General features: G+C 58.9%; 19 protein-coding genes. 14 read left to right on the top strand and 5 right to left on the bottom strand.

Annotated elements, in window-relative coordinates; all coding sequences use genetic code 11:
- Positions 1-181: 181 nt before the first annotated feature.
- Positions 182-583, bottom strand: a complete 402-nt coding sequence (locus ASC96_RS11395; RefSeq protein ID WP_060503150.1) for a hypothetical protein — start codon at positions 581-583, stop codon at positions 182-184.
- A 428-nt stretch (positions 584-1,011) separates the two neighbouring features.
- Here ASC96_RS11395 and ASC96_RS11390 point away from each other — a divergent pair, with 428 nt between their 5' ends.
- From ASC96_RS11390 to ASC96_RS11345, 10 genes are all read left to right on the top strand, one after another.
- Positions 1,012-2,361: an MATE family efflux transporter gene (locus ASC96_RS11390; protein ID WP_060503149.1), complete on the top strand. Its 1,350-nt coding sequence runs from the start codon at positions 1,012-1,014 to the stop codon at positions 2,359-2,361.
- Between the two features lie 393 nt (positions 2,362-2,754).
- Positions 2,755-3,375, top strand: a complete 621-nt coding sequence (locus tag ASC96_RS11385; protein ID WP_060503148.1) for a cupin domain-containing protein — start codon at positions 2,755-2,757, stop codon at positions 3,373-3,375.
- Between the two features lie 127 nt (positions 3,376-3,502).
- Positions 3,503-4,444: a substrate-binding domain-containing protein gene (locus ASC96_RS11380; RefSeq protein WP_060503147.1), complete on the top strand. Its 942-nt coding sequence runs from the start codon at positions 3,503-3,505 to the stop codon at positions 4,442-4,444.
- A 79-nt stretch (positions 4,445-4,523) separates the two neighbouring features.
- Positions 4,524-5,321 (top strand): ATP-binding cassette domain-containing protein, encoded by a 798-nt coding sequence (locus ASC96_RS11375; RefSeq protein WP_060503146.1) that lies wholly within the window; start codon positions 4,524-4,526, stop codon positions 5,319-5,321.
- Positions 5,318-6,343: an ABC transporter permease gene (locus ASC96_RS11370; protein ID WP_060503145.1), complete on the top strand. Its 1,026-nt coding sequence runs from the start codon at positions 5,318-5,320 to the stop codon at positions 6,341-6,343. The genes ASC96_RS11375 and ASC96_RS11370 overlap by 4 nt, the downstream gene beginning before the upstream one ends.
- Position 6,344: 1 nt before the next feature.
- On the top strand, positions 6,345-7,433 hold the full coding sequence (locus ASC96_RS11365) for a phosphotriesterase (protein WP_060503144.1): 1,089 nt from the start codon (positions 6,345-6,347) through the stop codon (positions 7,431-7,433).
- 29 nt (positions 7,434-7,462) lie between these two features.
- Positions 7,463-8,233, top strand: coding sequence for a glutamine amidotransferase (locus ASC96_RS11360; protein WP_060503143.1), 771 nt, complete (start codon positions 7,463-7,465; stop codon positions 8,231-8,233).
- A gap of 3 nt (positions 8,234-8,236) precedes the next feature.
- The gene (locus ASC96_RS11355) at positions 8,237-9,151 is read left to right on the top strand and encodes a ribokinase (protein WP_060503142.1); all 915 of its coding nucleotides are present in this window, start codon (positions 8,237-8,239) and stop codon (positions 9,149-9,151) included.
- Positions 9,148-9,990: a BtpA/SgcQ family protein gene (locus ASC96_RS11350; RefSeq protein WP_060503141.1), complete on the top strand. Its 843-nt coding sequence runs from the start codon at positions 9,148-9,150 to the stop codon at positions 9,988-9,990. The genes ASC96_RS11355 and ASC96_RS11350 overlap by 4 nt, the downstream gene beginning before the upstream one ends.
- Positions 9,987-11,246 (top strand): Zn-dependent hydrolase, encoded by a 1,260-nt coding sequence (locus ASC96_RS11345; protein ID WP_060503140.1) that lies wholly within the window; start codon positions 9,987-9,989, stop codon positions 11,244-11,246. Before ASC96_RS11350 ends, ASC96_RS11345 begins: the two co-directional genes overlap by 4 nt.
- Positions 11,247-11,390: 144 nt before the next feature.
- Here the strand turns inward: ASC96_RS11345 and ASC96_RS11340 are convergent, their stop codons facing one another.
- From ASC96_RS11340 to ASC96_RS11325, 4 genes are all read right to left on the bottom strand, one after another.
- Positions 11,391-12,926 carry a SpoVR family protein gene (locus ASC96_RS11340; protein WP_060503139.1) on the bottom strand — a complete coding sequence of 512 codons (1,536 nt, stop codon included), beginning with the start codon at positions 12,924-12,926 and terminating at the stop codon, positions 11,391-11,393.
- A 12-nt stretch (positions 12,927-12,938) separates the two neighbouring features.
- Positions 12,939-14,252: a YeaH/YhbH family protein gene (locus tag ASC96_RS11335; protein WP_060503138.1), complete on the bottom strand. Its 1,314-nt coding sequence runs from the start codon at positions 14,250-14,252 to the stop codon at positions 12,939-12,941.
- Positions 14,253-14,278: 26 nt separating this feature from the next.
- Complete coding sequence (locus tag ASC96_RS11330) at positions 14,279-16,228, bottom strand: PrkA family serine protein kinase (protein ID WP_060503137.1); 1,950 nt, start codon at positions 16,226-16,228, stop codon at positions 14,279-14,281.
- Between the two features lie 383 nt (positions 16,229-16,611).
- Positions 16,612-17,289: a phosphoribosyltransferase gene (locus tag ASC96_RS11325; protein WP_060503136.1), complete on the bottom strand. Its 678-nt coding sequence runs from the start codon at positions 17,287-17,289 to the stop codon at positions 16,612-16,614.
- A 138-nt stretch (positions 17,290-17,427) separates the two neighbouring features.
- Here ASC96_RS11325 and ASC96_RS11320 point away from each other — a divergent pair, with 138 nt between their 5' ends.
- The 4 genes from ASC96_RS11320 to ASC96_RS11305 all read left to right on the top strand — a co-directional run bounded on the left by ASC96_RS11320 (position 17,428) and on the right by ASC96_RS11305 (position 23,504).
- Positions 17,428-18,600, top strand: a complete 1,173-nt coding sequence (locus tag ASC96_RS11320) for a M20 aminoacylase family protein (protein ID WP_060503135.1) — start codon at positions 17,428-17,430, stop codon at positions 18,598-18,600.
- Between the two features lie 508 nt (positions 18,601-19,108).
- The gene (locus tag ASC96_RS11315) at positions 19,109-20,935 is read left to right on the top strand and encodes an ABC transporter ATP-binding protein (protein WP_162246343.1); all 1,827 of its coding nucleotides are present in this window, start codon (positions 19,109-19,111) and stop codon (positions 20,933-20,935) included.
- A 42-nt stretch (positions 20,936-20,977) separates the two neighbouring features.
- Positions 20,978-22,513 (top strand): ABC transporter substrate-binding protein, encoded by a 1,536-nt coding sequence (locus ASC96_RS11310; protein WP_060503134.1) that lies wholly within the window; start codon positions 20,978-20,980, stop codon positions 22,511-22,513.
- Positions 22,514-22,580: 67 nt separating this feature from the next.
- A complete protein-coding gene (locus ASC96_RS11305; RefSeq protein ID WP_060503133.1) occupies positions 22,581-23,504 on the top strand; it encodes an ABC transporter permease in 924 nt (307 codons plus the stop codon).

Here is a 23,504-nt window from a genome sequence, read left to right as displayed (position 1 = left end):
GGAAGCCGTCTAAGGGGCAGGAAGGACGACGTAGCCCGCGGGGTACGAGAGACCGGTCTGAAACTCGATTGAGCCGTCAGGATGTTCGCCCGATGTGGGAAAGGGCTTCGAAAAGAAGAGTGTCCGGCCGAATGCCGCACCGGTTCAAAAAACGGTCGCGGGATACTCTGTGTCAACGGCCTTACTCGGCCGCGGCCAGATACAATTTGTTCTGCGATGACGAGGCCAATGCGTGAACCCTGGCATCGGCCTTGGCGATCAGCTGGTAGAATTCATCCTGTGCTTCCACATCCAGCTGGATTACGGCATTCACCTCATCCGCTGTGTCGCAAACGCAAGCAACCGCTGAAATCGGGCAGACCCCGCCGGGATATCTCTTTCCGTTACCGCTATAGGCGCGGCGCGCCCAGCGCTCGGAATAAACCGTCTCTTCGCGCTCTAGATGCAGGATTGTCCCTTTGCAGGCGGTCACGATAGCGGCCTTGCCGTAGGCGAACCAGTGGTAGTTCAGCCTGCGCAGAATATATTTTCCAGTAATGTCTTCGCCGGAAAGTTCAGCCGGGTCTTGTATCATTCTAATCATGATCGCTTCCTTGACGTGGGAGCAATATCCTTCATGCGCATGCGCGCGGCAAGTCAAAAACAGCTGATTTCGGAAGCACTTAGTCACAAAGTGTTTCCGTTTCTTACATTGGTGCCGGAGTATATTGCTGCTCGCCAAGGCGCAAAAGCGCGCGAAAATCGGTCTTGTCTCAGCTTTTGCCTGATCGGATATGTCCTGTGAGGACGTAGTTGCCATGGACATTCGCAGACGCGAACGGTGAGAAACGCTGGCGCTTACGCTGGTCGTTGCTCACGGGAACATGCGGCCGGTTGGGTTCTTTATGAGGCAGTGAAAACAGCTGAAATCTGATAGTGAAGTGGCCGCGCGCGATGCGTTGCAGATTCGCTCGGATATCGTTCGCCGAAGAGGATCGCGGAAGCACTACTAACCGAGGATAGAAGAGGCTCATGGCCCCGTCTGACAAGAAACTGCATTTTGGCCGTATCATCTCCGAGTTGCCTTCGCTGATAAAGCTGTCTGTCCCGCTGGTCCTCGGACTATCGGCAAGCTCGCTGATTGGCATCACTGACACGATCATGCTGTCGCCGCTTGGAACCGAGGTTCTGGCCATCGTCTCGCTCGTCATGGCGGTTCATATGCTGCTGACGGCGATGCTTTACGGGGTGATTTCGGTTGTCGGCATATCGATGGCCAGCGGCTTTGGGGCGAAAGATGCCCGGATGGTCAGCTCGGCTGTCCGTCATGGCATGATGACGGCGCTGATATGCGGCGCTCTGGCGGCCACGATCATGTTGGCGCTGATGCCGATTGTGCGGGTAATGGGCCTGCCGGAGACGCAGGCGTGGCTTTATTGGGTGCCGATGGCGCTGTTCATGCTGCCCTTTTCGGTCTTTCTGGTGCTGAAGTCCCTGCTTGACGCCACGGACCGGCCTTGGCTGGCGGTCGGGTTTGCATTCTTCGGCGTCGCGATCAATGTGCCGCTGAACTATCTGCTGATTTACGGTCTCGGCCCCATACCGGCTCTTGGCATTCTCGGCTCGGGTATCGCCAGTGTTCTGGCTGAGACGATCGCCCTTGCCGCTGCCTATCTCTATTGGCGCCGGGCATTGGCGATGCGCCGTTTCCGCTTGCGGGCGGTGGTCACGGGCAAAGGTGTCTGGCAGCAATTCTTACAGGGGTTGCCGCTGGGGATCAGTTATCTCGCCGAGGCCGGGGCCGTCGCAATGGCAACCTTCATGCTCGGCTGGTTTGGCGCAGGCGCGCTCGCCGCCAACCAGATCGTCAACTCGATTGGCGCGACCCTTTACATGCTGCCGCTCGGAATGGCGACTGCCGTTGCTATCCGCATCGCACAGGCCGATGGCTCGGGGCAGCCGGAACGGCTCCGGCCTATCGGCATGGCAACCTTTGGCTTTGTGGCGCTGTGGATGCTGGCCACCACGGTTGCGCTGATCTTTGCGGGCCGCTCCATTGCCGAATTGCTGAGCAAGGACCCGCCTGTTGTCGCACTGGCGTCCAGCATGTTTATCGTGGTCGCGCTAATGCAGGTGGTGGATGGATTGCAGTCCACCGGGCTGGGGGCTCTGCGTGGGCTGAACGACACCAAGTGGCCGTCTGCTGTGTCCATCGTTTCCTATTGGCTGCTGGCCCTGCCCCTGGGTTATTTCCTGGCCTTTCACACGTCCGTAGGCCCCCTGGGCGTGTGGATTGGATTTGCCGCTGGTCTTTCCATGAGTGCCATCATTCTGCCAGCACGGTTTTTCCGGCTTGTGCGGATACGAGAAGACAACGCGTAGGCGACAGGCGGCATCCTCACCCATTCAAAGGCTTCCTGCCCGTCGCATCGCCGTGACTTCCAGGCCGGCAAGGCCGATGTTTGAAGGGATGGACGGATCCCATGAAGCGATTGTGCAAGCGGCTCAGTCCCCGGCGCTGACCACTATCTGTAGCTCAATTCGCATTTGCACCTTGAGCGCCGCGACATGTTTGCCGGTACGGCGCTCTGCTCCAGAGAAGAACCACCTTGAAGCCGAGCCGAAGATTCATCCATATTGAATATTCAAGTGACTTGATTGCGATGAAAGGGAAGTGGTATTCGTGAGCTTGGTCACGACGGGCAAGCCGGTAGATGGTTCCCTCGTGAAAATATCCGAGTGTTCCCGCTCCTAGCAATAGAAGACAAAAATCGCATGAAAAAAGGGCTTGATTTGACGGCGGCAAATCACATCGATGACGATGCTCAAACCGCCAATCCAGTCCGTCTGGGCATCCGCCTACGGCTTGCACGGCAAACCAGGGGTATGACGCTGAAGGCACTTTCCGACGCAGCCAATTGCTCGGAAAGCCTGTTGTCAAAGATTGAAAACGGCAAGGCATCGCCGTCTCTGCCGATGCTGCACCGTCTGGTTGGCGCACTGGATACCAATATTGGCTGGATGTTCGAGGAGTCCGATGGAGAGGAAGGAATCATCTTCCGCGCCGGTACGCGGCCGCTGATCGCGCTTGACCCTTTGCGTCGCGGCGAGGGGATTTCGCTGGAGCGGATCATTCCCTATTCGGCCGGGCATCTGCTTCAGTGCAATATCCATCACATCGAGGAGAAGGGTGAAAGCGCCGGTCCCATCCAGCATGCCGGAGAAGAGGTCGGGTATCTGCTTGCCGGTGAAATAGAACTGATTGTCGACGGCAAGAGCTTCATGCTTGCGACCGGCGATGCCTTCGTCTTCAATTCCGAACTGCCGCACCACTATCGCAATACCGGCCGTGAGCGCGCCAGCATCTTCTGGGTCAATACACCAGCCACATTCTGAGTAAGTTCCCCTCGAAAAGTTAAATTCAAGAGACTTGACAAAAATTCAAGTCTCTTGAATTATATCCTGGCGCTCAAGCGCTTGATGAGCCCGGCTACGGGCCTTTCCGAAAACAAGGGGAACCCGAATGCGCCTATCCAAACTTTTGATCCGCAGCACTGCCGCCGTCGTCATGACGTTGGCTGTCGGTGTCGCTTCCGCCAGCGCAGATACATTTGCGCTCGTCACCATCAATCAGCAGGCCCTGTTCTTCAACCAGATCAATGACGGTGCGCAGAAAGCTGCGGATGCTGCCGGTGCCAAGCTGGTGATCTTCAACGCCAACAACGTGCCTGCCGCACAGAACGACGCGATCGAAAACTACATCACCCAGAAGGTCGATGGCATCATTCTCGTCGCCATCGACGTCAATGGCGTGAAACCTGCCATTACAGCGGCCAAGACTGCCAGCATTCCGGTCATCGCCATCGATGCACAAATCCCGGAAGGCGATAACATTTCCTTTATCGGCGTCGACAATGCCAAAGCTGGCGAAGACATTGGCAAGTACTTTTCCGAATACGTAAAGACGGAGATGTCCGGCACGGCCAAGACCGGTATTATCGGTGCGCTCAATTCCTTCATTCAGAACCAGCGGCTTGACGGCTTCAAGAAGGCTGTGACCGATAGCGGTCAGGCTGTTACCTTCCTCGACACCGTTGACGGCCAGAACCAGCAGGACATTGCGCTGGGTGCTGCCGAGAACCTGATGACCGCCAACCCCGACATGACAACGATCTACGCAACCGGCGAGCCGCAGTTGATCGGTGCCGTTTCGGCTGTCGAAAGCCAGGGCCGCCAGAAGGACGTCAAGATCTTCGGCTGGGACCTGACCGCGCAAGCCGTCAAGGGCATCGAAGAAGGCTGGGTTACCGCCGTCGTTCAGCAGGACCCTGCCGGCGAAGGCAAGGCTGCCGTCGAAGCGCTGGTCAAGCTGAAGAAAGGCGAAACCATCGAGCCGATCATCAATGTTCCGGTGACGATCGTGACCAAGGAGAACGTTGCCCAGTTCAAGGACATGTTCAAGTAAGGGTTTTTCCCGCATCATCCCGCATGGCCGGTTTGAGGAAGCTGGCCATGCCCGTTCAGGCAATCGGGGAGAACCCATCATGACCGACGGCACACCTTACCGCGTCCGGATGACCGGTATTTCGAAACGTTATAATCCTATTCAGACGCTGGACAATGTCTCGCTGACGCTGAAGCCCGGCGAGGTCCTTGGACTGGTCGGAGACAATGGCGCCGGCAAGTCGACGCTGAGCAAGGTGCTCTCAGGCGCCGTCATTCCAGACAGCGGCACCATCGAGATCGACGGCAAGGCCGTTTCCTTTTCATCGCCAGCCGATGCACGCGCCGCTCATGTCGAGATGGTCTATCAGGACCTGTCTCTCTGCGACACGGTGGATGTGGCCGGCAATCTGTTCCTTGGCCGCGAACCGCGCCGCCGCATTCTCGGCGTACCGTTTCTCGATAACAAGAAGATGCACGGGCTTACCCGCGAGATGCTCGATCGTCTCGGCATCGTCATTGCCGATACCCGGTTGAAGGTCGAAAACCTGTCGGGCGGCCAACGTCAATCAATCGCCATCGGCCGCGCGGCTTCGTTCGAACCCAAGGTTCTCATCATGGACGAGCCGACGGCAGCGCTTGCCGTGGCGGAAGTCGAAGCCGTGCTGGAGTTGATCCGAACGGTTAGCGCCCGCGGTGTCAGCGTCATTCTGATTACCCACCGCCTGCAGGACCTGTTCCTGGTCTGCGATCGCATCCAGGTCATGTACGAAGGCCGCAATGTCGCCGAACGGCTGATCAGTGAGACCAGCATCGAGGAAGTCGTCAACCTGATCGTCGGGCGCAAATTTTCAGCCCGTTCCGCCCGGCACGGCAACGAAACCGGAGTTTCCGCATGAGCATGCCTTCAACCCAAACCGGGCATGCCGGTTCTCACGTCTCACCGTCCCGCCTGCGCAAGGCAACACTTTGGGACAAGCTGCTGGCCAACGGCAGCGTCGTGTCGATCGCCCTGTTCTTTCTCGTCGTCTGCGTTGTCTTTTCGGTCATCACCGATGCCTTCCTGACCGCGCCGAACTTGCTGAACATCATCCGCCAGTCGGCGCCGCTCTTGATCGTCGCTGCCGCCATGACCTTCGTCATCACCACCGGCGGCATCGACTTGTCGGTCGGCTCGGTGCTGGCGCTGGTTGCCACGCTGTCGGCAACGGCATTGCAGGCGGGGCTCGCATGGCCACTGGTCATTCTCCTGATGCTGTTGCTTGGGGTCATCATTGGCGCCATCCACGGCTTCTTCATTGCTTATGAGCGTATTCCGGCCTTCATCGTCACGCTGGCGGGGCTTTCGGTCATCCGTGGTCTGGCGCTGCTGATTACCGGCGGCTATTCTATCCCGGTCGATCCGGCGAGCTTTTTCACCGTCATCGGCAGGTCCTGGTTCCTCGGCGTTCCCGTGCCGGCGCTGATCGCCCTTGTGGTCCTGCTGATCGCCTATATCGTCTTCAACGAAACTCCATTTGGCCGCTATGTCACCGGCATTGGTGCCAATGCCGAAGCGGTGCGCCGTGCAGGCATCGACACACGATTTACCACGATGTTCGTCTATATCCTCTCCAGCACAGCCGCGGCACTGGCCGGGATCATCGTCACCGCCCGCCTCGGTTCGGGATCGTCCAACGCAGGGCAGGGTTTCGAGCTTGAAGTCATCGCGGCCGTGGTGCTTGGCGGCACCAGCCTCTTCGGCGGGCGGGGGACTGTTGTCGGTACGGTTCTTGGCGCTCTGACCGTTGCGGTCATCGCCAATGGTTTGATCCTTGCCCATATGTCGCCGTTCCTGACGCCGATCGTTACGGGCACGATCATCCTGATTGCGGTCTGGCTCAACTTCCGTCTCTTCCGCGGCGCTGTCCGGGGCAAGTAAGATGGATCATCTGTTTGAGACAACGCCCAGAGAGCGGGCGGAGATTGGTGTCAGAACGGGAACGGTGATGACGGTTCTCGGGCCGGTGCCGGTTACCGGGATGGGCATTACCCTGATGCACGAGCACATCCTGCTCGATGGCGCCAAGTCCTGGCGCTGCCCCTGCCATCCGGAGGCTCAAGCCGTCGGCGAGCAGAAGGTTAGCATGGAGATCATCGGCGAATTGCGGATGAACCCCTACATGAACCGAGACAACGTTTCGCTTGATGACAGCGATCTGGCATTGTCGGAGTTGAAGCGGTTTCAGGCATTGGGCGGCCACACGGTCGTCGATACCACCAATATCGGTATTGGCCGCGAGCCTGCCAAGCTTGCCCGCATCGCGAAAATGTCCGGTCTCAAGATCGTCATGGGTACCGGCTTCTACCTCGAATTCAGCCATCCGGACTGGTTCAAAGCCATGGATGTCGACGAGGTCACCGAGTTCATCGTCAATGATGTCGGTGGCGGTGTAAGCCAGCCGGAGGTTATGGCGGGTGTCATCGGCGAAATCGGCGTCAGCAAGGATTTTACCTCCGAAGAGCGCAAATCCTTGCGCGCAGCGGCCCGCGCTTCCAGACTGACCGGCGTGCCGCTCTCCATCCATCTGCCCGGCTGGGAGCGGCTGGCGCATGAGGTTCTTGATATCGTCGAGGAGGAGGGGGCTGACCTGCGCCATACAGTTCTCTGCCACATGAACCCCAGCCATGACGATCTGCCCTATCAGAAGGCGCTGGCCGAGCGCGGGGCCTTTCTGGAATACGATATGATCGGCATGGACTTCTATTATGCCGATCAGGACGCCCAGTCGCCGTCCGACGAGCAGAACGCCCGCGCGATCCGTTCGCTGATCGATATGGGTTACGGCGACCGCGTTCTGCTCTCGCAGGACGTGTTCTTGAAAATCATGCTCACCCGTTACGGCGGCTTCGGCTACGGCTTCATCCTGAAGCATTTCCTGCCGCGCCTGAAGCGTCACGGGGTTGATCAGGCTGCCATCGACCGAATGCTGATCGACAATCCGAAATCCGTTTTCTCCAGTGTTCTCTGAGCGCTGACAATAAAGTCCAAGGAGTTTTCATGTCCAAGTCCAAAGTCCTTCTCGCCGGCGAGTCCTGGGTTTCCACCGCCACCCACATCAAGGGGTTCGACCAGTTCCCGACGGTCACCTATCACACGGGCGCCGACGAGCTGCTCGCCGCGCTGAAGGACAGCCCGTTTGATGTTCAGTTCATGCCCGCCCACGAGGCCCAGCGTGATTTCCCGCAATCGCTGGAAGCGCTGTCCGCCTATGATGCAATCATCCTGTCGGATATCGGGGCCAACACGCTGCTGTTGCATCCCGACACCTGGATCCACTCGAAGACCACACCGAACCGTCTTCGCCTGCTGCGCGAATATGTGCGCAACGGTGGCGCCCTTCTGATGTTCGGCGGCTACTACAGCTTCCAAGGCATCAACGGTGGCGCTCGCTACCACCGGACGCCGGTCGAAGAAGTACTTCCCGTTTCCTGCCTTTCCGTCGATGACCGTATCGAGGTTCCGGAAGGCTTTGCGCCTGTTGTCACCGGCAAGGAAAGCCATCCGATCCTCAAGGGGCTTGGCACGGACTGGCCGGTCCTGCTCGGTTATAATGAAGTGACGGTCAAGGACGGCGCCGAGGTTCTGGCAACAGTCTCGACGGAGTACGGTTCGCAGCCGCTGCTGGTAACCGGCACCTACGGCAAGGGCCGCACCGTGGCCTGGACCTCCGACGTCGGCCCGCATTGGCTGCCGTCGAGCTTCATCGCCTGGCCGGGTTACAAGACGTTGTTCGAACAGATGCTTGCCTGGGCAACGGCGAAAGCCTGAGCCATGCGCGTCCATGTCGTCGGCAATACCTGCATCGACACGACTTTCCGTCTCGACCGCCTTCCGCAAGCGGGCGAGACGTTAAATGCGGTGAGCCATGCCGACGGCCTCGGCGGCAAGGGCGCCAATCAGGCTGTAGCCGCAGCACGCACCGGCGCACCTGTCACGCTCTGGGCCGCAATCGGCACGGATGCCAATGGCGCCTGGATCCGCGAGACGCTGGCAGGCGAGATTGCTATCGCCTGCCTGACGGAATTCGATCTGCCGACCGACCGCTCGACCGTTGCCGTCGATGCTGTCGGTGAAAATATCATCCTGAGCGGTGTCTCCTGTGCTCTGGCATTTGATCCTCTCGCGCAGACCAAACTGCTCGATACGATCGCGCCGGGCGACGTGCTGGTCGTGCAGGGCAATCTTGCGGGTGCAGTGACCGGCGCCTGCCTGCAGGCTGTACGGGCCAAAGGTCTCACGACAATCTTGAATGCCAGCCCGCTGGCGGCGGGTGAGCAGCCCGAGTTCACAAACGTGGATTTCGTCATTGTCAACGAAGGGGAAGCTCAAGCCATCTCCGGCTCTCGCGAACCGGCTCGTGCTGCCGCTAAAATCATCGAATCCGGTGCGCGCCGGGTGATCGTCACCCTGGGCTCCAGAGGCTGCCTTCTTCTGACCGGCATCAACGCGGCTGCGGTCTATATCGAAGCTCCGAAGGTTTCGGCGGTCGATACCAGCGGCGCCGGCGATGTGCTGTGCGGCATCTTTGCAGGATGCTTGGCAAAGGGAATTGATCCACTGCGTGCCATCCGCATCGCAGTTGAATCATCCGCGCTGGCGGTAACACGGGCTGGAACGCTTTCCTCCTGTCCAACGGCCAAAGAACTATCAGCTCTCATCAAAACATTAGAAACGGAACACCCATGACACAGTCCTCAAAGCCAGTCGGTCCTGCCACCGGCAATGCGATTACGTCCCTCTTCGGCCGTAGCAAAGCTGTCATCGGCGTCGTGCACCTCGCACCTCTACCGGGTGCCCCGCGTTACAATGGTGAAGCCATCGAGGACATCTACAGCCAAGGCCTGGAGGATGCCCGCGCCTACCTCGAAGGTGGCTGCGATGGTGTCATCGTCGAAAACCACGGCGACATTCCCTTTTCCAAACCGGATGATATCGGCCCCGAAACCGCCGCCTATATGTCGGTAATATCAGATCGTATCCGCCGCGAACTCGGCCGCCCGATCGGCATCAACGTCCTGGCCAACGCAGCCATTCCGGCGCTTGCCATCGCCGGTGCCAGCGGTGCCGGCTTCGTGCGTGTCAACCAGTGGGCTAATGCCTATGTCGCCAATGAAGGATTTATCGAAGGCGAAGCGGCCCGCGCCATGCGCTACCGTGCAAAGCTTCGCGCCAACGGCATAAGGATCTTTGCCGATGCCCATGTGAAGCATGGAGCACACGCGATCGTCGCCGACCGGCCGGTGGAAGAACAGGTCAAGGATCTCGTATTCTTCGATGCCGATGCGGTGATTGCCACTGGCCAGCGGACCGGCCATGCGGCCGATCTCAATTATATCCGGCTGATCAAGGAAGCGGCTGGCCTGCCGACGCTGGTCGGCAGTGGTGTCACGCCGGACAATGCCCGCGATATCCTCGATATTGTCGATGGCGTGATTGTCGCAAGCTCGCTGAAATATGACGGCGTCTGGTGGAACAAGGTTGAGAAAGCGCGGGTTACTGCCTTCATTGCCGGGCTGAAGAAATGAAACCTTCGGTGGAGATCAACGGTGCGCGTCTGCTGAAGAGGCTTGATGACTTCGCAGCAATCGGCGCCACGCCCGCAGGCGGCGTCAACCGGCAGGCGCTTGGTCCGCAAGACCAAGCCGCTCGTGCGCTTTTGGCGGACCTTGCCCTGGCACGGGGGTTTCGTGTCTTTCAGGACCCGTTGGCTAATCTGTTTGTTCGCCGGGCCGGCAAGAATGACCAGCTGCCGCCCTTTCTGATCGGCAGCCATCTCGACAGCCAGCCGACCGGCGGCCGTTATGACGGCGCACTCGGAACGCTTGCTGCCTTTGAAGTTTTGGAGGCGCTGGACGATGCTGGCATAGAAACGCACGTGCCGATCGAAGTCGTTGCTTGGACCAATGAAGAAGGCAGCCGTTTTGCACCGGGCGCCATGGGCTCGATGGCATTTTCATTGGGCCACATTCCAGGAGATTGGGATGACATCAAGGGGACCGATGGGGTGCTGTGGCGTGACGCACTGGCCGCGACCCTGGCGAACCTGCCTGCAGCGGAAACGCGGCCGCTTGGATTTCCTATTGCCGGCTACCTCGAACTTCATATCGAACAGGGTCCGTCCCTGGAAAAGGAAGATATCCCGATCGGGATCGTCACAGGTGTTCAGGGAACGCGTTGGTTCGAGATTACGATTTCGGGGCAGGCAGCGCACGCTGGCACAACACAATTGTCGTTCCGCCGCGATCCCATGGTGGCCGCCAACGCGGCCCTGCACAGCCTCTATGCGACCATCATGCCCGAGGATGAAAACGCCCGCTTCACTGTGGGCAGGATCGCTGCCTATCCTGGCTCCGTCAATGCCATTGCAGGTTCTGTCAGCCTCAGCGTCGATCTGCGCCATCCTAGTTCCGGTAACCTCGACGCGATCGAGGCGCGCATTGTGAGGGCCTTTCAGGCTTCAGCTTTGGCGAACGGCTGCACGGTCGATATTCGCAAGACATTCGATATGAGCCCAGCTCAGTTCTCCGAGCTTTTGATCAACAGCGTAGAACACGCTGCCCGCCATCTCGGACTAGCGGCCAAGCACATGGTTTCGGGCGCCTTTCATGACGCGCTTTATATCGCGCGCATTGCCCCGGCCACCATGATTTTCGTGCCTTGCAGAGATGGTTTGAGCCACAATGAGGCGGAGTATGTCGAGCCGGAACATTGCATTGCGGGCGCTCAGATGCTGCTTCAATCCACGCTGGAAGTGACAGGTACGGTCGTCATCGATCGATAATGCTGGCTATCTTCCTCGATTTGAAAACAGCGGGCGACCTTGCCTGCGGTTATGTCTCTGCGGTCAGTTCGCAAATGCCCTTTGGACTTTTGGGGTTGAGGAGAAGAGATCGCAGGGACAGGGCAGGGGCGGCGGTAAGGCAAGCTAGGCGGTCGAGCATTCATAACGCACAGCCCCCGTTTGTCCGTCCACGCCCGCAAGGCTGACACCGTAGCCCCACAAATGCCGTACATGCCGAAGCGTGGCGTCGCGGCTGGTTTCTTCCAGCAGGACGCCATTCTTTATCCCGTGCTGCAGCCGCAACTGCCGGTCGCCGAGCAGGTCGACATCAACCACCTGAATGTCCTGCTGGTTGGCGGCGACGTCGTAGTTGCTGGCCAGTGCTTTGCGAATTTCGGCGTAGCCACGTTCGTTGTGGATGGACGCGACCTCGCAATATTTGTTGTCCGCTTCATCGGTTAGCTGGAACAGCCTGAATTTGCGGATCAGCGCCGGGCTCAGATATTGCAGGATGAAGGATTCGTCGCGGTGGTTTGCCCAGGCATCAAGCAGGGTCTCCCGCCACTGGCCGCTGCCGGCAATGCTCGGGAACCAGTCACGATCCTCGGATGTCGGCTGATTGCAGATGCGCTCGATGTCCTGCATCATTGCAAATCCAAGTGCATAAGGGTTCATTCCGGAATAGCGCGGATCGTCGAAATGCGGCTGGAAGACCACGCTGGAATGGCTGTGAAGCATTTCCAGCAGCGAGCCTTCGCTGAGCTTGCCCTGGTCGAACAGCCTGTTCATGATGGTGTAATGTACGAAGGTGGCGCATCCCTCATTCATCACCTTGGTCTGGCGCTGCGGATAGAAATACTGGGCGATGACTCGGACGATACGCAGCAATTCCCGTTGCCATGGCTCCAGGATCAGGCTGTTCTTCTCCAGGAAATAGAGAAGATTTTCCTCCGGCAGATTGAGAACCTTCTTCCGCTCAAGAGCGTCGAGTTCGGCTTCTTCCTGATCCGGGCGTTCCGTGGCGCGCGGCAACGTGCGCCACAGATCGCTGTAGGTCTGTTCCTCGTATTCCAGCCGTTCGCGCGCCCGCTCCTGCTCCTTCTTCGAGGATAGGCGCGGTGGGCGGCGATAGCGGAACACGCCTTGATCCATCAGCGCATGGGCGGAATCGAGAATGGCCTCGACGGCGGATGTCCCGTGCCTTTCCTCGCATTTGGCGATGTATTTCTTCGAAAACTCCATATAACCGAGGATGGCGCCGGCATCGGTCCATTGTTTGAACAGGTAATTGTTTTTGAAAAAGTGATTGTGGCCGAAGGCCGCATGAGCGGTCACCAGGGTCTGCATGGCCATGGTGTTTTCCTCCATCAGATAGGTGATGCAGGGATTGGAATTGATCACCAGTTCGTAGGCAAGGCCGTGGTGCCCCTTGCGATAGCCGTTTTCCTCATAGACGAAGCGCTTGCCGAACGACCAGTGTTGGTACATCAGCGGCATGCCGACGGATGAATAGGCATCAAGCATCTGCTCTGACGAGATGATCTCAAGCTGGTTGGGGTAGACGTCGAGCCCGAGCTCATCGATCGCGATCGTCTCGATCGCGTCATAGGCGCGCGACAACGTCTTGAAATTCCAGTCGGAGCTGTGAAACAGTAGTTTTGCGCCTGCATTCTTTGCCATGCGGGGCTCCGTTCAGCTACGAAATTGCAAGGTTGGCTGCCTGGCGAAAAGTTTTCGGAAGACAGGGTAGATATCGGACGGCCGGGCGATCCGCGTCATCTGGAAATTCGGCCACTCGCCATCGACGGTGCGATAGGCGCGCCAGAGCGAGGTGCCGTTGTCGGTCGAGCCGAAGATTTCGCTCTCGCGCTCATCGATGATTTCGACATAGGCGTAATATTGGCAAAGCCGCATCAGCTCGGACGTGAGGATCGAGGCGCAACGTTCCGAATCGCGGGAAACATTGTCGCCATCGGATGCCTGGGCGGCATAAATGTTCCATTCCTTTGCCGGATAACGCTGCTGAATGATGTGCTGCATCTCCTCAAGTGCGGTGGAGACCACAGTGCCGCCGCTCTGGGTGCTGTAGAAGAATGTCTCCTCATCGACTTCTCCCGCTTCGTCGGTATGGCGGATGAAGACGATGTCGATCCGGTCATAGCGGCGTTTCAGGAACAGATGCAGGAGCACGAAGAAGCGCTTGGCGAGATCCTTTTCCCGCTCGCCCATCGAACTGGAGACATCCATCAGGCAGAACATCACCGCATTGGCGTTGGGCAGTGGCTGCCGTTCGAACCGGTTGAAACGGATATCGACGGGATCGACATAGGGGATGCGCCGCCGCCGCCGTTCGAGCATGTCGAGCTGCGCCCGCAAGGCGGCCAGATGCTGACGCTGGACGATATCGGGATCCGTTTGCGCCGCGAGCTCTTCGATTTCCAGCGCCAATGCTTCCAGCGTGTTTCGCTTGGGGCGATGCAGGGCGATGCGGCGTCCGTAGCTGTTGCGCATGGTGCGGCTGACATTGATATTGGTCGGCGAGCCGCTTGTCGCAAAGCCCGCGCGGCGGGGTTTGAAGGCGACGGCCTCCTTCAGGCTGAGCTTGACCATATCGGGAAGTTCAAGGTCCTCGAAAAACAGTTCGAGCACCTCCTCGCGTGACAGCAGGAACTGGAAATCGTCCTCGTCCTGCCCCCTTCCGGCGGCCGAGCCCGAGCCGCCGCCGCCTTGTGGTTTGTCGATACGATCCCCCGGCATGTAATCGCGGTTGCCGGGCAGGACATATTGCCGGTCGCCACTACCCCGGGCGGGTTGGAAGGTCGGCTCGCTGGCGCCGCGTGCCGGCATGGGGACGGCGTGGCCTGAATCCACGTCGGCGATCCGGTCGGTCTTGACGCGATCCTTGATGAAGCGTTTCAGCTCCTCGCGGGCGCGTTTCAGGAAACGCTGGCGATTCCCGAGGCTCTTGTCCTTCGGGTTGAGACGGCGGTCGATGAAATTCGGCATTGGCTACCCCCAGACATCGGTATGTCTCACCCCGCCTTGTTGACGCGCATGTACCATTCCACCAGCCTGCGCACCTGCCGCTCGGTATATCCGCGCTCGATCATGCGATGGACGAATTCGGCATGCTGCTTTTCGCTGGCGCTGTCCTTCTTGGAGCCGAAGCTGATCACCGGCAGCAAGTCCTCCACCTGACCGAACATCCGCTTTTCGATCACTTCACGCAGCTTTTCGTAGCTCATCCAGGACGGATTGCGGCCATTGTTCTTGGCCCGCGCCCGCAGGGTGAACTTGACAACTTCGTTGCGGAAATCCTTCGGATTGGCGATGCCGGCCGGTTTTTCGATCTGCGACAATTCATTGTCGAGGATTGTCCGGTTGAGAATCTGCCCCGTGTCAGGATCCTTGAAATCCTGATCTTCAAGCCAGGCGTCGGCATAGGCGATATAGCGGTCGAACAGGTTCTGGCCGTATTCGCTGTAGGATTCGAGATATGCCTTCTGGATTTCATGGCCAATGAACTCGGCATAACGCGTGGCGAGTTCCGACTTGATGAAATCGAGATAGGCAGCCTCGGTTTCCTTGGGGAACTGCTCGCGCTTGATCGCCTGTTCGATGACATACATCAGATGCACCGGATCGGCGGCGATCTCCTTGCTGTCGTAGTTGAAAGTCTCCGACAGCACCTTGAAGGCGAAGCGGGTGCTGACGCCGTTCATGCCTTCATCGACACCGGCAGCGTCGCGATACTCCTGAACAGATTTCGCCTTGGGATCGACGTCTTTCAGGTTCTCGCCATCATAGACCCGCATCTTGGTGTAGAGCGGCGAGTTTTCATGCGGGGCGAGCCGCGTCGAAACGGTGAAACGGCTGAGGCTTTCCAGAACCTCGGGCGCGCAGGGATTTTTGGCCAGTTCGCTTTCGCGCAGCAGCTTGTCGTAGATTTGCCGCTCTTCGGTAACGCGCAGGCAATAGGGCACCTTGACCACCAAAATGCGGTCGAGGAAGGCTTCGTTGTTGCGGTTGTTTTTGAACTGCAGCCATTCGGACTCGTTCGAATGGGCAACGACGATGCCCTGATAGGGAAAGGCGCCGAAATTCTCGGTGCCGTTATAGTTGCCTTCCTGGGTTGCGGTCAGCAGCGGATGCAGAACCTTGATCGGCGCCTTGAACATTTCCACGAATTCGAGCAGGCCCTGTGTCGTTCGGTTCAGGCCACCGCTGTAGGAATAAGCGTCGGGATCGGCCTGGCTGAAATTTTCGAGCTGGCGGATATCGACCTTGCCAACCAGCGAGGAAACGTCCTGGTTGTTTTCATCGCCGGGTTCTGTCTTGGCGATGCCGATCTGGCGCAGGCGCGACGGCATCAGCTTGACGACGCTGAATTTCGAAATGTCACCGCCGACTTCGTCAAGGCGCTTGGTGGCCCAAGGCGAGATCATGCCGGTCAGTCGGCGTCTGGCAATGCCGTATTTGTCTTCAAGAAGATCGGCCATTTTTTCGGGATGGAAGAGGCCGAGAGGCGATTCGAATACCGGGCTGATCTGGCCGCCGACCATCAATGTGTAGATCGGCCGCATTTCCATCAGTTTCTTCAGGCGTTCGGCCAGCGAGGACTTGCCACCGCCGACGGGACCGAGCAGATAAAGGATCTGCTTGCGCTCTTCCAGGCCCTGTGCCGCATAGCGGAAATAACCGACGATCCGCTCGATCGTGTCTTCCATTCCGTAGAAATCGGCAAATGCCGGGTAGACCTTGATGGTTCGATTGGAGAAAATGCGGCCAAGGCGCTCGTCGGCGCTGGTTTCGACGAAGTTGGGCTCCCCAATAGCGGCGACCATGCGCTCCTGTGCAGTGGCGTACATGCTTTTGTCGTCGCGGCACGCGAACAGATACTCCTGGAGACTGATCTCCTCCTGCGCGGTGCTGGTATAAATCTCCGAAAAGAGATCAAAGACATCGGACTGGGTGTTCTGCATCATGCTCTCCCGCGGCCGGTTCGTTGAGACGGGATCGCTGCCTATCGGCTCGCTCAACGAGATTAACGTTTCCTTGCTTCGATAGTTCCTTCAAATAATTGTTACTGCTGAGAATCTGACAACGAAGATGGCCGCACCCTTTGGGCGGGACCGACGGATCCTGGATCCTTGCCGAAGGGCGCACGGGTGATCACGCACCTCGCTCAGATCCGAATCACCGCCTTTGATGATCGTTCCGAATTCTTCCCGCCCAGCGTAACACAATAGTGCCGACAACCATCATACGTTCCGTGATGTTCACAACTTTCGGGGAAGTAAATTTTGTTTCACACCCTGGTAGGTGTTGCGAAATCCGATCACGCCCTGCTGGCCACAGGGGTATCTTAAGCGCTCCAGCTTCCCTCGCTCGCTTTCGACAGCAACGGTGTTTCGAAAACGCCGGTGGTCTTCTCCGGCCAACGGCTGTCCAAGGCCGCCAATCGGTCGACCCAGCGGCGTGATTGGAGCATGGCGGCACCGATGGCCACCGGTTCGATGCCGGCAATGGCAAGAAGGGAAAGACCGGCAACGATGGATGTGCCGCTGGAAATGACGTCGTCGATAAGAACAACGCGGCCGTTTTCCAGAAGTGGGAGCATGCGGGGATCGATATAGAGCCGTTTTGTCTGGTCTGGCGTGGTGATCGAAGACATCGGCACCGACAGACCGGCCTGGTACCAGAATTTCGGAGAGGTTCCGAGCGGAACATAGCGGCTGTGGCCCAGCGCCCGCGCGACGGCGCTGGCAAGCGTCAGGCCGAGCGTCGGTAGCCCGGCGATGACGTCAGGCCGGAACGGTTTCAACTTTTCGGCAAGCTGGGCCGCCAGCACATCCTGCACCGGAAAGCTCGCCTGATTGACGATCAGCGACGCCAGAGCATGGGTTCCATCGGACAACGGGCGGATTGGCAGACGGAGTTGACGCCCATCCATCAGGGTGGCCGGATAAAAATCCTTGTGGGTCTTGTCTGGATCGAACGTGTTTGCGGGATGGATTTCCTGCCAGAAGTCATGCGGCTGCACGGCGTCTTCCTTTGAGCCAAACTGTGAGGGAGGTGTTCGGTTTCTTGTGGTTTTGCTCTATACCGGAAGAACGTCCAGGGGAAGTCTGTGGAGCCCCGGTAAACAACGGACCCTCACGCCTCAAGGAATTGCCTGCCAATGCGCCTGCCCGAAATGCTGACTGCCGACCTGCCTTTTCTCACTGCGTTGCGCCGCGATCTGCATGCGCATCCCGAGCTTGGCTTCGAGGAAGAGCGAACCTGCGCCATCGTTGCGGATCTTCTGGAAAAGGCCGGGATCACCGTGACGCGCGGACTGGGCGGCACCGGCGTGGTTGGAACGCTGCAGATCGGCAATGGCACCCGCAGCATCGGGCTTCGCGCCGACATGGATGCGCTGGCAATGCCGGAAACGGCGGAGCGTCCGTATAAGTCCACGGTCGATGGCAAGATGCACGCCTGCGGCCATGATGGTCACACGGCCTTGCTGCTGGGGGCTGCGCGCTATCTGGCGGAAACCCGCAATTTCTCCGGTACGGTGCATTTCATTTTCCAGCCGGCGGAAGAGGGCCGGGGCGGTGCCCGGCGCATGGTCGAGGATGGTCTTTTCGAGCGATTTCCCTGCGATGCCGTTTACGGCCTGCACAATATGCCGGGCCTCGATACTGATGAAATGGCCGTGGTTGCCGGGCCGCAGCTTGCCTCCTCCGACAGCTGGCGCGTGACATTCCGCGGTACCGGGACGCATGGTGCCAAGCCGCATCTGGGCAAGGACCCGATCACGGCTGCCGCAACCTTTCTTGCCTCTCTGCAGACGATCATCGGCCGGGTTATCGATCCGCTACAGCCGGCGGTGGTCAGCGCCTGCTCGCTGCAGGCGGGCAATCCGCAGGCGCTCAATGTCATTCCCGATATTGTCGCGATCGGCGGGACTGCGCGGGCCTATTCGCCTGAGGTGCGCGATCAGCTGGAAACCGAAATCGGCCGTCTGGCGAGCGGAACCGCAGCGATGTACGGCATTGCCGCTGATTGTGGCTTCGAGCGCCGTATCCCGCCCGTTGTCAACGATGCGGACGCGACAGCGCGTGCCTTAAAGGCGGCCGGCACAGTCTTTGGCGACAAACTCAGAACCGCCTTTCCGCCATCTACGGCGGGTGATGATTTCGCCTATTTCGCCGGCGAAGCTCCGGGCTGTTATGTCTGGCTCGGCAATGGTCCGGCGGTCGATGGCGCCCTGCATCACAACACTGCCTATGATTTCAATGATGAGGCGATCGGACCCGGCGTTGCTTTCTGGGCGACGCTGGTCGAGCAGGAACTGACGCCCGCCTGAGCTTTTGTTTCCGGCTGATCCTTCAGGATCGATAACGCGGCGACGCGCAGTCTTCCGGCGTGAGGCCTGCTGTGTGCCTTCGCCGGCCTGGCCCCGTTCAATCGGGGCATCCAGCTTGCCGGAGGCGAGCGGGCAGTCTCCATCTCTCCTGTAGGGCTGTCGGCGATTTACGATTTCATGGACATTTGCTGGCGTCACTCATGACAGCCGCCTCGCTGTCGCCCGCGCAGCCCTTCGTGCTGGCCATTCTTCCGGCCAGAACCGGGCGCACCAAACGAAAATTTTGATTAATCAACATTCTCGTCATGAATGTAGGGCGATATGTATTTATTGCTCAACACTCTGGACATGATTGTTCACATTCAGTAGCGTCCACCGACGTTTTGGGGGAGGGTATTTTGGAGTGTTGGTTCTTTCCAGCCTGCCGGTGCCGTCATCATGCGCGTTTCACCACGGCAGCCTGCCGCTTCATTCACCCCATGGCGCAAGAGCAGCCGGAGGCCCTGACATGACGATGCCGATGACTGATCGCAAAGTGTTGATTTCGGTCGAAGACCTGACGGTCAATTTTGGCGTGAACCGCGTGGTCGAAAACCTGTCCTTCTCCGTCGCGCCCGGCAAGACCGTGGCCGTCGTCGGTGAATCCGGTTCAGGTAAATCTGTTACGTCGCTGGCAGTCATGCGTCTTGCTGACATGATGGGTGCAACATTCTCGACAGGCCGAATCCTGTTTGGAGAAAAAGATCTGCTTCAAACTTCCCAGAAGGCGATGCGGCGCATTCGCGGCAAGGAGATTGCCATGATCTTCCAGGAGCCGATGACGTCACTGAACCCGGTCTTCACGATCGGCGAGCAGATCTGCGAAGTTCTTCTGCTGCACGAAGCCATGAACAAGCCTACGGCGATGGCCGAGGCAAAGCGGCTTCTCGATATGGTTCGCCTGCCGGATTCCGAGCAGCTTCTGAAGCGCTACCCGCACCAGCTTTCCGGAGGCATGCGCCAGCGCGTGATGATTGCCATGGCGCTGGCCTGCCGGCCGAAGCTGTTGATTGCGGACGAGCCGACAACTGCGCTCGACGTGACGATCCAGGCGCAGATCCTCCATATCATGCGGGACCTGCAGCAAGAACTCGGCATGGGCATGATCTTCATCACGCACGACATGGGTGTCGTCGCCGAGATGGCAGATGATGTCGTCGTCATGTGGAAGGGTCAGAAGGTCGAGGAAGGCCCGGTTCGCGAGATATTCGCCAATCCGCAGCATCCCTATACCCGCACGCTTCTGGCGGCGGTACCGCGCCTTGGCAGCATGGCTGGGGAAGCGTTCCCCAAACGCATGCCGGTGACGGTGCTGCGCGATGGAGCGCCGGTGATTGTCGGTGAGGAGCGCGTGCAGGACACCGCGCGCTATGACGAAAAGCCACTGCTTTCGGTCAGGGACCTGTCTGTCAGCTTCGATATCCGCAAGTCCCTGTTCGGCAAGGTAACCCACCGTCTCAGCGCGGTATCCAAAGTCGGCTTTGATATCTATCCGGGCGAGACGCTGGCGCTTGTGGGCGAATCCGGTTCCGGAAAGTCGACCATTGGCCGGACGATCCAGCAGCTGCAGGCTGCTAAGGCAGGCGATATCGCGTTTAACGGCAAGCCGTTTTCATCGATGTCGCAGGCCGAACGTTTTCGTCTGCGCCAGGATGTCCAGTATATCTTCCAGGACCCCTTTGCCTCGCTCGATCCGCGCAAGACGGTTGGTTTCTCGATCGCCGAGCCGATCAACACACATGGCCTGATCCTGGGTACAAAGGCCGTGCGCCGGCGTGTTGACGAACTGCTTGAGCGCGTCGGCCTGACGTCGGCCCATGCGGATCGTTATCCGCACGAGTTTTCCGGCGGGCAGCGTCAGCGCGTCTGCATCGCGCGTGCGCTCGCCTCCGAGCCCAAGCTGATCATCGCCGACGAGGCGCTGTCGGCGCTCGACGTGTCGATCCAGGCGCAGATCATCAATCTGTTCATGGATCTGCAGGCCGAGCGCGGTCTCGCCTATCTCTTCATCAGTCACGACATGGCGGTGGTCGAGGAAATCAGCCATCGCGTTGCGGTGCTGTATCTCGGCCAGATCATGGAAATGGGCAGCCGCCAGCAAGTATTCGAGACACCGCGGCACGATTATACCCGCCGTCTTCTTTCGGCCGTTCCTGTCGCCGATCCCAACAGGGAGCGCAAAAGCACCCTGATCACCGGCGACATACCCAATCCGGTTCACCGCGTCGGCGATGAGCCAGCTATTCTCGTTCACGAGGAAATCGATCCGGGCCACTTCGTCGCAAAGGTGGCCTGATACCTGCGAAAAAACTGCAAGCAACTGAAGAGGAACAGCGATATGCAAACAATCAAACGGGGACTGACAACGACCTTTATGGCATTGGCCCTGTCGGCTACAGCCATTTATGCCGGCCCGGCTCTGGCTGCCGGTAAGATGACGATTTCGAGCCCGCAGGACCCCGGCAGCTGGGATCCGATCGACACCTTCCTGGTACAGTGGGCTGCCGTCTCGACCAATATCTTCGACGGCCTGACCTATCGTGGTCCCGATCTCAAGCTCGTGCCCGGTCTTGCTGAATCCTGGGAAGAGCTGGACGAAGGCAAGCGCATCCGCTTCAAGCTGCGCCAGAACGTCAAGTTCCATGATGGCGAAGCTTTCAATGCCCAGGCAGTGAAGTTCACCTTCGAACGCCTGCTCGGCGAAGAGGGTGCCAAGGGACCGCAGCGCTCAAACTATACCAGCATCGAAAGCGTTGACGTGATCGATGATTACACCGTCGACATGAAGCTGAAGACGCCCGATCCGGTGCTGCTGACCAAGCTTGCCGGTTATGGTGCGATGATTGTTCCGCCGAAATACATTCAGGAAAAGGGCGAGGACAATTTCAACCTTAATCCTGTCGGCACAGGCGCGTTCAAGTTCGTCTCCTATACACCCAAGGTCGATATCAAGCTTGCAGCCAACCCGGATTACTGGGGTGGCGCGCCGAAGCTTTCCGAACTGGAATACCGCTTCATCACCGAACCCGCGACGGCCGTTGCAGAGCTTCAGGCAGGCCGCGTCGATCTGGTGATCCCGCCGACCATTCCGATCGGCATGATTCCGGTGATCGAAGGCGATGCGAACCTTGCTGTCGTCAGCGTTCCGGGGCCGACGGTCGATGCGCTGCGCTTCAACACGCGCGATGGCATTACCGCCGACCCGAAGGTGCGTAAAGCGATCATCATGGCCATCGACCGCACAACCATCGTCCAGTCCATCCTGGCCGGTCAGGCTTCCGAGATCGTCAGCTTCCAGAGCGCCCTTTCTTTCGGCTACGACGCGGACCTGAAGGCTGTTGCCTATGATCCGGAAGGCGCCAAGGCGCTTCTCGCAGAAGCCGGAGTCAAGCCGGGTGCCGCCCTGCAGATCGATATCCGCGGCAATGACTCGACGATGAACGAGGTTGCCCAGGTTATCGCCAGCTATCTGCAGATGGTCGGCATCACCGCGACGATCAAGCCTTACGAAACCAACGTTCTGCTCAACGATATCATTCCGCAGGGCAAGACGGGCGCCATGTTCCAGCAGAAATGGGGCGGCTGGACGTTCGACTACGACAACACCGCCTATGCGATGTATCACTCCGGCGAAAAGTGGAATCCTTACGACAAGGACGAGACGATGGACAAGCTGCTGGAATCGCAGCGTCCGCTGACGGATCGCGCGGAGCGGGAAAAGATCCTCAAGGAAGTTGGCCGCTATGCCGCCGATCGCGCTCTGGAGCTGCCGCTCTATAACAGCAACGCCATCTACGGCATCAGCAAGCGGGTGAAGGGCTTTGTTGCTCCTTCGGACAACCGCTTGAAGCTGACCGACGTCACCGTCGAATAATCTGAAGACCTCTGTGCCGCCCGGTTAGCGGGCGGCACGTTTTCCCCTACCTTCAAGGATCACGAACGTGGCCGGTTTCCTTATCAAACGATTGCTGCAGGCGATCTTCGTCGTCTTCGCCATCACGCTGGTGGTCTCTTTTGCCATCCGCCTGACCGGCGATCCTGCTCTGATGATGTTTCAGGGCGGTGGCAGCATGACGGAAGAGGACCTGATGCGCATCCGTGCGTCGCTGGGCACCGATCAGCCGTTCATCATGCAATATCTGAATTTCCTCAAGGGAATGGTGACGCTCGATTTCGGGCGCAGCTTTACCGGAGGAACCCCTGTCTCGCTCCTGATCGGCAATGCGCTTCCGGCCACGCTGCTGCTTGCGTTCATCTCGATGTTCGTTTCGATCGCGCTGTCCATACCGCTCGGCATCAAGGCTGCGACGGCCAAGGGCAAGGCCGCTGATCAGGCGATCCGCATCCTCTCACTGGTTGGCCTTTCCTTCCCGAACTTCTGGCTTGCCACAATGCTGGTGCTGCTCTTTGCGGTGACACTTGGCTGGTTGCCGGCAAGCGGCATGTCGGGGTGGGCGAGTTACGTCATGCCGGCATTGACCATGGGCATCATCTTGACGGCAACCAATGTCCGGCTGGTGCGCACCTCGATGCTGGAAACCCTAAAATCGCAATATGTCATGGTGGCGCGCGCCAAGGGGCTCAGCGAAACGACGGTGCTCTACAAGCATGCACTGCGCAACTGTGCCATTCCGCTCATCACCTATTTCGGCCTGCAGTTTGGCGGCCTTCTCGGCGGCATCGTCGTCGTTGAGCGTGTCTTCAACTGGCCGGGCATGGGCACGCTTGCCTTCGACGCGGTTTCGGGCCGCGACTATCCTGTCCTGCAGGCCGTCATCACCGTTCTGTCGCTGATGATCGTCGGCGTCAATCTCCTGGTCGACATTGCCTACGGGCTCGTTGATCCGCGCATTCGTACGGAGTAA

The sequence above is a fragment of the Rhizobium sp. Root1204 genome, from assembly GCF_001424965.1.
Taxonomy (GTDB): domain Bacteria; phylum Pseudomonadota; class Alphaproteobacteria; order Rhizobiales; family Rhizobiaceae; genus Pararhizobium.
The sequence above is the reverse complement of the archived record's forward strand: the minus strand, read 5'-3'. Positions and strand labels throughout refer to the sequence as shown.

Excerpts from the sequence above, each read along its gene's own strand:
- ASC96_RS11395 (WP_060503150.1), bottom strand. The coding sequence starts at position 583 with ATGATTAGAATGATACAAGACCCGGCTGAACTTTCCGGCGAAGACATT.
- ASC96_RS11390 (WP_060503149.1), top strand. The coding sequence starts at position 1,012 with ATGGCCCCGTCTGACAAGAAACTGCATTTTGGCCGTATCATCTCCGAG.
- ASC96_RS11385 (WP_060503148.1), top strand. The coding sequence starts at position 2,755 with ATGAAAAAAGGGCTTGATTTGACGGCGGCAAATCACATCGATGACGAT.
- ASC96_RS11380 (WP_060503147.1), top strand. The coding sequence starts at position 3,503 with ATGCGCCTATCCAAACTTTTGATCCGCAGCACTGCCGCCGTCGTCATG.
- ASC96_RS11375 (WP_060503146.1), top strand. The coding sequence starts at position 4,524 with ATGACCGACGGCACACCTTACCGCGTCCGGATGACCGGTATTTCGAAA.
- ASC96_RS11370 (WP_060503145.1), top strand. The coding sequence starts at position 5,318 with ATGAGCATGCCTTCAACCCAAACCGGGCATGCCGGTTCTCACGTCTCA.
- ASC96_RS11365 (WP_060503144.1), top strand. The coding sequence starts at position 6,345 with ATGGATCATCTGTTTGAGACAACGCCCAGAGAGCGGGCGGAGATTGGT.
- ASC96_RS11360 (WP_060503143.1), top strand. The coding sequence starts at position 7,463 with ATGTCCAAGTCCAAAGTCCTTCTCGCCGGCGAGTCCTGGGTTTCCACC.
- ASC96_RS11355 (WP_060503142.1), top strand. The coding sequence starts at position 8,237 with ATGCGCGTCCATGTCGTCGGCAATACCTGCATCGACACGACTTTCCGT.
- ASC96_RS11350 (WP_060503141.1), top strand. The coding sequence starts at position 9,148 with ATGACACAGTCCTCAAAGCCAGTCGGTCCTGCCACCGGCAATGCGATT.
- ASC96_RS11345 (WP_060503140.1), top strand. The coding sequence starts at position 9,987 with ATGAAACCTTCGGTGGAGATCAACGGTGCGCGTCTGCTGAAGAGGCTT.
- ASC96_RS11340 (WP_060503139.1), bottom strand. The coding sequence starts at position 12,926 with ATGGCAAAGAATGCAGGCGCAAAACTACTGTTTCACAGCTCCGACTGG.
- ASC96_RS11335 (WP_060503138.1), bottom strand. The coding sequence starts at position 14,252 with ATGCCGAATTTCATCGACCGCCGTCTCAACCCGAAGGACAAGAGCCTC.
- ASC96_RS11330 (WP_060503137.1), bottom strand. The coding sequence starts at position 16,228 with ATGCAGAACACCCAGTCCGATGTCTTTGATCTCTTTTCGGAGATTTAT.
- ASC96_RS11320 (WP_060503135.1), top strand. The coding sequence starts at position 17,428 with ATGCGCCTGCCCGAAATGCTGACTGCCGACCTGCCTTTTCTCACTGCG.
- ASC96_RS11315 (WP_162246343.1), top strand. The coding sequence starts at position 19,109 with ATGACGATGCCGATGACTGATCGCAAAGTGTTGATTTCGGTCGAAGAC.
- ASC96_RS11310 (WP_060503134.1), top strand. The coding sequence starts at position 20,978 with ATGCAAACAATCAAACGGGGACTGACAACGACCTTTATGGCATTGGCC.